This window comes from Micromonospora craterilacus, from assembly GCF_003236315.1.
Taxonomy (GTDB): domain Bacteria; phylum Actinomycetota; class Actinomycetes; order Mycobacteriales; family Micromonosporaceae; genus Micromonospora; species Micromonospora craterilacus.
Genome location: NZ_POTY01000267.1, coordinates 1 through 8,849, shown reverse-complemented (window position 1 = coordinate 8,849; position 8,849 = coordinate 1). Strand labels below are relative to the sequence as shown.

The window sequence follows — 8,849 nt, the reverse complement described above, 5'->3', positions numbered from 1 at the left end:
CCCGCCACCAGATGCACACCCGGTTCCGCCAACTCCGCCCGCGCCGCATCCCGATCGAGGAACACCGCCGGCGGCAGAACGCCACTCCCGGTCACCGCGCCCGCCACCGCCGCCAGCGCGACACTGACCTCTACCGCAAACTGCGGATCCCGCTCACCCGCCGCCAGAATCGCGACCCGCAACTTCTCCGGATCATTCGGCAAAGCGCCGAGCCGACGCAGCAACGCCCGCATCACCCCACCCGCACCGGCCACCACCACACCACCGACGCCTGCCGTGACGGTCTTCGCCGCCTCCGCCGCCACGACATCCCAGCTCACCGGCAGACCCCCTTGCGCTGTCAGTCACCCCAACCTGACACACCGCAAGGACTATAGCGATCACCAACAATGCAACTCCAGAAGCGCCCAGCCCTTCATCTCGTTGCCCAACGACCCGGATGCGAGCCGCCAGACGCTGCGACGCCATGCCTACAGTGGGCTTCACGTGCAACAGCACCACTTCGCCGACCGACGCAGGCCGTGGAGCTACGCCACCATGCCGCGCCGCAAGCTGGACTATGCGCCGAACGCATGGCCGGTTACAGTGCTTCCCTGCTGCGCTTTTCGGTCTCTCACCAGGGGTGCGGTGCTGGCGTTCGACACCGCGTGCCCGGTCTAGCGCATCGCGTCGGCCAGGACATTCCGCGACAGCGTCGCCCGTTGCCGGCAAGCGTCGCGAGGGCGGCCCGCGCTGCGAGGCTGGATCGCCTCGGTGACAACTATCCTCGGCGGTGTCGCCGGCGTTGCCGCCGCTTCTCTTGCCTATTCATCTGGCTTGGCTGGATGCCTTTGGTGGCGTTGACTGCATGGCCTTCGGACGAGCTTGACCAGGTCGGCGCAGGTGAGGCGCGACCAGGCTCCTTGCGCACCGACTGCTGGGGCACCCCGGGCCCGCCGTCAGTTTCGACCGCCGTGCGCCGCTGCGTCCTTCTCCCAGTGGCGAACGATGTCGGCTCGAAGGCGCTGGCTTCGTCGGAAGTTGTGGCCCGCGCGCAGCTTGGTGGCCACCTCATACATCAGGGAGGCCTCGCCGCCGTCTGCGCCGACGTGCAGGGCGAACTCGTACACCGCGGTTGGGTCCAACCCGTAGCCGCTGGCTTTGAGGTGGCAGAAGGCGTCGACCACGGTGGGCTTGTCCCGTGAAGAGCTAAGGCCATTGAGCATCGGAATGAGCGACCTTACTGCGACGGCGACGACCGGCGGAACGATGTCCGCCTTGGGCTCCAGCCTGACACCGGTGGCGAGGTCGATGGCGCGCTGGGCGCGAAGCCACGGCGCCTGGAGTACCCCGACGCCCTCGATGACGCAGATCGCCTCTGCACTGTCCAGATGCTGTAACTGGGCGAGGTGCGCGAGATTGGGCCAGGCGACCAGCAGCGGGCCACGGTGGCCAGCACCGGTCCGCTGCCCGAGTTTCCCGACCACGGCACGCGGAAACTGTTCGGCAAGCATGCTATCGCCGTAGTCCCTGATCTGGCCGACCAGAATCAGGGGTTGGCCCGGCTGCGAAGCCAGCCAGTCAGCCGCCAGGGATTCCTGCACATCCACTGTCGTAGTCTCGTCGCGTAACGCTGCATAGAGCGGACAGCGGACGTGCGCGGGTTTCAGAGCCATGTCCGCCAGCGTAGAGCGCAGCTCCGACAGTTCGGCGGACTGTAACGCCCAGCAGCGTTGTTGACGCGGCTGATCGGGCAACGCCCCTGGCCTGCAGCCTGGTCTGGCCACCGCAGCTGCTCGGATTGCGCGGAGGCAGAGGCTCGCCGCACCCCTCCGGGATGCTGAAGCTCCTCCATCCGGGATACCGGATTACCAATCGCGTCATCCCAACCTAGGGCAAATCGGTTCAAAAGACGCCGAAATAGCCGTTCTGGCATCGCTAGCCGCTGCCGCGATAGCGACCGTCACGCGAAGCCATGACTCGCCGTAGGTGGTTGCTGCCGCAGCGTACGATGGCGCCTATTATAAACCGTGCTGGCCTCTATCAATCTTCACAAGGTACGTAGACCGCACAATTCGGCGAAGCCTGCAAAGGTGGCATTTGACAGCATCAGACGATCCTCTCGGAGGTTTGACCGTGAACCGTGCTGACTGGCGGAAGAGTTCGAGAAGTGGGGCGGGTAACAACAACTGTGTCGAAGTGGCGGCCGGCGGCGATAGCGTGCTGGTGCGGGATTCCCAGGATCGGGCGGGTCCGGTTCTTGCTATCGGACGAGACTCGTGGGAGTCGCTGATGCGTGGGTTGAAAAGCGGGTGCACTTGGCGCGGCGACGCCGGTTGATCGTTCGACGTGGGGTGAGGGTGCGCGGTGCGAGCCCGCCCGCCGCGGCTCAGAGGGGTGTGCGCGCTCCAGTGTAGGAGGGGGCTAATCCACGGGCGGGGTGCGCATCGGCATGTTCGGCGGTGGCGCGGAAATGTAGGCCGGGGGGTGGCCTACATTTCCGCGCGCACCTGTTCGATGAGCTGTGCGGTGTCTGTCTCGCTTAGTGCGATCTTCTCCAGCTCAAGGAACTGTTGGGCATAGAAGGAGATCACGTTCGCGTCGTCGCGTGTCGCGAGGCTGTGTGGGCCGTTTTCAAGGAACAGGAGCTCGTCGTCGCCTGGGTCGGGGAACGTCAGGATGACGAACGGTCCCATGAGTCCTGTGTGGGCGCCGCGGTCGAACCGGACGACGCGTAGGTGGACGTTGTCTCTGCTTCCGAGGTCGTTGAGATGCGCCAGTTGCCGCTGCATGACTTTCGGGCTGCCGTCGGCCGCACCGACCGCGCGGCGGATCACCGCCTCGTCGAGGACGAAGGTCAGCGTGGGTGGGTCAGCGCGGTCGAGGATTTCCTGCCGCTTTATGCGGACCTCCAGTTGCCGCTCCATAAGCTGGGGGGAGGTGTCGGGTGGGTTGAAGGCGTGGATGACTGCCCGCGCGTACTCCTCGGTTTGCAGGAGTCCCGGCAGAATGAGCGCCTCCGATTGCCGGAGCATGGATGCCGAGCCCTCGAATCCCAGGTAGATGAGGAAGTCCTGGTTGAGGATGTCCCGGTAGATGTTCCAGTGCTGCTTCCGGCTCTGCCTGGCCATCTCGACGTAGGTCGTGACCTGGTCGGGATCGGTGATCCCGTATAGCTGGAGCAGCGCCTTGAGGTCGGTGTCCGAGATTCCGACCTGGCCGGTCTCGATCCGGATGATCTTTGCCGGCCCCCATCCGAGGGCCTGGGCGGCGTCCTTCTGGGTCAGCCTCTTCGCGTCCCGTGCCTGCCTCAGCCGCACCCGCAATCGTCGCCGTTGGACGGCGGGATCGATGTCTTGCACCATACGTCCGACTTCCCCCTGTAACAGCATGTGAACCATTGCCACGGAGACACTAGACGATCACTCACTGCGACCTTCAGTGCATCAGGTAGTGACTATGTGAGCGTTACTTCTAGGTAGTACCTACCTCCGTGTACGATCCCTCGCTGGCACTCAACATGCTGAACGCAAAATCCACACCACTCGATTGACCTGAGGGGGTGCTGCCGGCCCGACCTGACGAGGCAACGACGCCTCCACCCGACGTCATGTCACCATCACGAACCGGAGTCCACTCGGTGCCCACAGGTCCCCAGGCGGGCGGCAACCCGTCAGCCGATCAACCGCGCGTGCCCTCCCAGAAGCACCGCACCTCGCGCGACCCGGAGCCGAATCCCGTCACGGCAAGTGACCGGATCCGCACGCGTCAGGCGAAGCGTTCCCACGCCGCCATGTCAAAGGCCGAGCGCACCGTCAACCAGCGGCGGCAGCTTCCGCCAGCTCCCGGCACTAGGCCGGCCGGCGGGCAGGTGATCCCCTTCAGCGACCCTGGCCGGGCTCGCCGACGACATAGCGGAAAGCCGCCAGGGGCCGCGAACAGTCGGTCCGCCGTGCGCCCAGCCTTCCCGGCGATCTTCCTCGACTTCCACGAGCGGCGGGCCGCCGCGACGGACAACGTCGGCGAGGAAATCCGGTTGCTCCGGGCGCACGTGCTGGCTGCCCTCGCACTGAAGGTCGTGCCGCCCGTGGCGTTCCTGCTGGTTGGCCTAGCCATCGCCAGCGTGTTCGACGCCGACGCGCTGTCCGTGATGCTTCCCGCCGCGCTAGGGGCGGGATCCCTTTACGGCACCACGCTGTGTCTGCTGCGGTCGCGGACCCCCAGCCGCGCAGCATCGACCAAGGATCGTTCTCGCCGACCTCGACGTCGCCATTGACACCCACTCACCCATCACGGCGCTCGCCGTCAAGCGACGCGAGCAGGCGCGCCGCCACGGGTTGACCGAACCATCCCCCGACCCCCGCACCAGCCACCGTCCCGACGAAGACGACCAGCCCTCTCGTCGACGCACTCCGCTCACTCAGCAACAACCACACCCCCGTCACCATCACGGCCGCCGAGACCAACGCCGAAAGGCATCCCACCACGAGGGCGGCGACCAGCACCGGAACCCGCCGCCGCGCAGACGCCCGAATGGGCACACCCGACGCACGGACATCCTTCGCACCGCCGCTGCCGGCGGCGCCGCCGCCCACCGCCGTAAGACCGCGCCGGACCTCTCCACCTAAGGAATCCGATCTCTCTTTCGCCACACCATCACCCCTCCCGATGCGACTCCCACGCGGCCTACACAACCACAATGGACTGTTCCCAACGACATCACGCCGGGTGGCATAAACCAACCGTTCAGAGAACACCCGTCCCCCTAGCGACCCAGCCCAGCAGCTAGAGACCGCTCAGTCAACCAGCAGCGCCGGCTACGGAAAGTATCCGCATCGATTCTTCGCGTGAATTTCGGTGCTCACGTTCCACGCAGTACCTGTGCATAGCGATCAACCCAGCCAATCCACCAAATCCCGCCCATCGGGGTCAGTGCCGCGTCGATTGACAGCGAGTAACTTGGCCGTGACCGAAGGCCGCCAATGATCGGTAGACGTCAGTGCATGGAACTGGCTCGGGAGGCATCACATTGGTCCTTCGGACCGGCGAAATGACTCGACCACGTCCCTGATAGCACCGCTACGGCGTCGTGCATCTGGTTCAGCTCGCTACTGGCGGGTGGCCGCCGTACGCTTGGGCACCGACCTGGCTCGCGATCTACTTCACATCGCTGACCTTGCTCGACCCGCTGACGGCGTCGCTGCTGTTCGCTCGCCGGACGATCGGGCTGCATTTCGCCATCCTTGTCCTCGTGGCGGACGCCGCCGCCAACGGGTACGCCGTCTACGGCCTATCCGGCGCGACCCCGACGTCCCGAATCTCGCAGGCCATCATCAGCCTCCTCGCGCTGGCTACGGTGATCACGGCTCCACGCGTCCGCCCTTGGCTGCAGCGCGCTCCGCATACGAACGCATGATCCGTATCAGTTCAACGTCCGCACATGCCGCGATCCGTGCCCATGCCTCCCGTCCTCGGGTGACGCAACGTAGTTAGATCAGGCAGTCGTCCTGGTGGACGGCGGCGGTCCTCGATGTACCCGACGTCCATCCGTCGGCTTGCGGAACTTTGCAGGTCATCGTGTAACTGGCTCTGTGCTCCAAGCCGTACCCCGACAGCGTCCTGCCCAACGCCCATAACTTCCTCGCCGAGCAGGGCCTGGCCGGCTCGGACACCGCCATTCCCCCACTGGCGCTCTCCACGGTGAACACCTGCAGCTCGGACGGTATCGACATGCTGGAGACGGTCGGATCAACCTCAACAGTGGTGCTGGACAACCCGCTCGACGACCCGGACGGCAGTGGGTCGCTCGAGGCAGTCCCGCTGTCCGGTCGGGTCCAGTGGTCGTTGCCCTGATGAGCAGCGGCTCAGCGATGGAGCCCCGACGTCGCAGACTCTTGGCTTGACGCCGTCAAGTGTTCCGTTATCGTGTCCTTGACGAGAGGAAGGAGGTCGTTGGATGGCGACGTGGGCGGCTCGTGTTGAGTTTGACCAAGTCATCACTGTGGAGACCGCGGAAGAGGCCGTGGATCTGTTCGGCGGTAGCGTCTCCATCCACGGAGACCGGAACCGGACCGGGTTCGCCTTCGAGGTGGAGGGTGTGAACCTGTTTCAGGCGGTCGACGCCGCCCGTCGGCGGGCCTACGAGGTGGCTGGGTTTACTGCCAGTCGACATGGGGGCAAGGGTCGGCCGCCGATGCTGGCGGAGTTTCATGTGGGCACCTACAGCGACATGGCCGCGGCGACGTTCGGAGTCAAGGACCTGCCGCTGGTCGGCCTTGCCGAGATTCTGCGGATGGCCGGCGGGAAGGTCAGCCGAGAGGCGGTGCGCCAGTGGGCGCAGCGCGAGGACTTCCCGGCGATCATGGGTCGGGTCTCGGGGAATCCGGCGTACTACCGACCCGAGGTCGAGGATTTTCTGGAGTCCATCGGCCGGCTGGAGGCTGAGCGGCTCGACGTGGACTGGATGTTCCGCCAGGTAGCCGGAAGGGATTGACGCCCGTCGGGCGGTTTCGCGGAACTTTCGATCGACGGGCCCTCCGACAACAGCATGACGTGGGATGCAGCATGTCGCGCAAGCCGCCGGTGGGGTCCACCTGCGTCAAGTCGGCCGTCCGTGACTTCATTGGGCATTGGTCGTCAGAGGCGCGGTGCTCGTCGGTGCCCGTCCCCATCCCCTTTCAATCCATACGTGAGGTTTCTGCCATGCGTATCTCTACGAAAACGTCGCCTCGACGCCTCTTCGTCGAGCATTGCCAGGCGCCACGACGGCCAGCGTTCGGACAGTTCTGATATCCCACATCGTCAGCATGGTCGTGCCGAGGACCAGGGGGCGTGGGCGAGCGGTGGACTCGTCGGTGTGTCGGCGGGTGTCTGCGCGGCCACGAAGGCAGAATTGAACACCTTCGCGTGAGGATGTGGCGTTCCGTTCGGAGGTGCCCGATGTCGCGGTGTCGAGGCCGACTGGCCCGGTGGACGCTGCGCGGGGCACTCCTGGTTGGTGGCGTGTTCGGCGTGTGGGGCGTTCACGAAGCGGTTGTGGATGACGTGGCTTTTGCGGTCGAGGCGCCGCCTTGCACGCTCGGTCACCTACTCAACGCTGGCGCAGCGATTCTCGACGGTGCCGTGATCGGTACGCCGTGCTCCTCACCCGCTGGTTCGGCCCTGCATGGCCAGCCAGCCCGCGCCAGCGGTGATGTGACGGTTGGAAACGTGGGCCAGCCGCTGACGGCCGTGGAGACATCGGCAGGAGCACCAACAGGCAAGCCGTCGGCGAGGGCGGAGGTACACCGAGCGAAGGATGCTGCGACAGTGCCAGGCGAGGAGAAGGGCGCCAAGGCAATCGGCCCGGCAACGCGTCTGGTGGTGGACCTGGCGTCGGCGGTGGTGGAGGAGTCATCCGAGATACGGCTGTTGGAGCCGGTCGTCGATGTCGTCCGGCCGGCCGCCGAGCCGATCGTTGACGTTCTGCCTCCCGCGTTGGCCCCGGTGCTCGGACTGACGCAGCCGATCATCGGCGGACCCGCTGCGACTCCAGCCGCGCCGGACGCCCCCGTCGACAGCGCGCCGGTGCCGGCCCGGGCGGACGCGCCGATCCCCGGCCCTGCGGTCGCCCGCCCAACGCTGCCGGTCGTGGTGAACTGCCGGAAAGCCCCGTCATCGGATGTTCCGGCCAGGCCGACAAGCCGCGATGAGGTGCCGGCGGGCACTGGCGAGATGGTGCAGGTGCCCCGGCTGGGCGGACTAGGGGGAACTGCGGGTGTGACGCCTGCCGCCCCTGTCAGCACGGCCGGAGGCGGCTCCGCTGCCGCCGGGACTGGCATCCCCGCCGACGCGTCACCTCGCTCCTGGTCGCCGAACCTCCACGTTGTTGGCCGCCGCCTCCCGCAGTGCGACAAGCTGGCGCACCGGTCGAGCCAACCGGACACCAGACCCGCCTGAGAGTCCCGGCTGCCCCGGCGAGAGGCGGAACTGCCGGCTGGGGTGAACGGTGATGCGTGCCGACAGGCCCGACGCCGGAATTCCCATCCTCCTGTGGATGATCGCAGCCGCGATGAGCAGTCACCCCGCTGCTAGGAGCCGTTGTCGCCGCTGCTGACTGAGGCCCGGCACCCGCACATATGGCCACGCCTGATCCTTGCAGGCGCCCTCCCTGTCGCCCCCTTCGCACCCGTCGGCAGCCGCCACAAGGGGCTGGCGAAGAGCAATGACGTACACGGCGCGAGCCAAAGCGCCGAACCCGGCAATGACCGCCGTCCGCTGACCAGTCACACCCACCAACAGGAGAGGTCCGTGCGCAACACCCTGCCCGCTTGCCCTGCTCGATGGGGAGACATCCCCGAGATCGTCGATCTTGTCGTCGGCCCCTTCGCCGAGAGCGCCGTTGGCGCATGGCTCGTACCCGAGGGACACCGCCGGCGTGACGTGCTCGCCGCCGTCATCCGCGTCTGGGTCGAGCACGCTCTGCTCTCCGGCGAGGCGTACCTCCTGAGGGATCATTCCGCCGCCGCCGTGTGGCTGCACCGGTATGGCCCCGTCCCACCGCCGAAGGGCTACGGGAAGCGGCTCGCCGTCGCTTGCGGCGACCACCTCGACCGCTTCCTTCACCTCGACGACGTGCTGCGCGCCCACCGGCCCACCGACCCCCACAACCACCTGGCGTTCCTCAGCGTCGCACCCGTTCCCCACCGCAACAGGCGCGCCGCCACCCTGCTCGCCACCAGCAACGCCCGCATGGGCCAAGCTTTGCTCCCCACGTACGCCGAGGCGACAACCACCGCCGAACGAGACCTGTACGCCCGACACGGCTACCTACCCCACGAACCATTCAGCCTCCCCGGCGGCACCACCACCTACCCCATGTGGCGCTACCC

The 8,849-nt window shown here is 66.6% G+C and carries 10 protein-coding genes; 7 read left to right on the top strand and 3 right to left on the bottom strand.

Annotated features, from left to right (window positions below):
• A partial coding sequence (locus C1I95_RS28965) for a hypothetical protein (RefSeq protein ID WP_199523959.1) occupies nt 1-305 on the bottom strand: 305 nt, incomplete at its 3' end.
• Nucleotides 306-938: 633 nt separating this feature from the next.
• Complete coding sequence (locus tag C1I95_RS28960; RefSeq protein WP_146605892.1) at nt 939-1,655, bottom strand: DUF1889 family protein; 717 nt, start codon at nt 1,653-1,655, stop codon at nt 939-941.
• A gap of 313 nt (nt 1,656-1,968) precedes the next feature.
• Between C1I95_RS28960 and C1I95_RS37375 the strand changes: the two genes are divergently transcribed.
• Nucleotides 1,969-2,319, top strand: a complete 351-nt coding sequence (locus C1I95_RS37375; RefSeq protein WP_438941348.1) for a DUF397 domain-containing protein — start codon at nt 1,969-1,971, stop codon at nt 2,317-2,319.
• A 152-nt stretch (nt 2,320-2,471) separates the two neighbouring features.
• Here the strand turns inward: C1I95_RS37375 and C1I95_RS28950 are convergent, their stop codons facing one another.
• The gene (locus tag C1I95_RS28950) at nt 2,472-3,299 is read right to left on the bottom strand and encodes a helix-turn-helix domain-containing protein (RefSeq protein WP_158566494.1); all 828 of its coding nucleotides are present in this window, start codon (nt 3,297-3,299) and stop codon (nt 2,472-2,474) included.
• A gap of 632 nt (nt 3,300-3,931) precedes the next feature.
• Between C1I95_RS28950 and C1I95_RS28945 the strand changes: the two genes are divergently transcribed.
• From C1I95_RS28945 to C1I95_RS28915, 6 genes are all read left to right on the top strand, one after another.
• Nucleotides 3,932-4,255, top strand: a complete 324-nt coding sequence (locus C1I95_RS28945; RefSeq protein WP_111218579.1) for a hypothetical protein — start codon at nt 3,932-3,934, stop codon at nt 4,253-4,255.
• A gap of 813 nt (nt 4,256-5,068) precedes the next feature.
• Nucleotides 5,069-5,395 carry a hypothetical protein gene (locus C1I95_RS28935; protein ID WP_111218575.1) on the top strand — a complete coding sequence of 109 codons (327 nt, stop codon included), beginning with the start codon at nt 5,069-5,071 and terminating at the stop codon, nt 5,393-5,395.
• Between the two features lie 314 nt (nt 5,396-5,709).
• Nucleotides 5,710-5,832 carry a hypothetical protein gene (locus tag C1I95_RS36970; protein WP_267900726.1) on the top strand — a complete coding sequence of 41 codons (123 nt, stop codon included), beginning with the start codon at nt 5,710-5,712 and terminating at the stop codon, nt 5,830-5,832.
• Between the two features lie 103 nt (nt 5,833-5,935).
• Nucleotides 5,936-6,472, top strand: a complete 537-nt coding sequence (locus C1I95_RS28925) for a hypothetical protein (protein ID WP_111218571.1) — start codon at nt 5,936-5,938, stop codon at nt 6,470-6,472.
• Nucleotides 6,473-6,981: 509 nt separating this feature from the next.
• Nucleotides 6,982-7,917: a hypothetical protein gene (locus C1I95_RS34950; protein WP_146605890.1), complete on the top strand. Its 936-nt coding sequence runs from the start codon at nt 6,982-6,984 to the stop codon at nt 7,915-7,917.
• 351 nt (nt 7,918-8,268) lie between these two features.
• Nucleotides 8,269-8,849, top strand: a 581-nt coding sequence (locus C1I95_RS28915; protein ID WP_146605889.1) for a hypothetical protein, incomplete at its 3' end; no start/stop codon positions are given.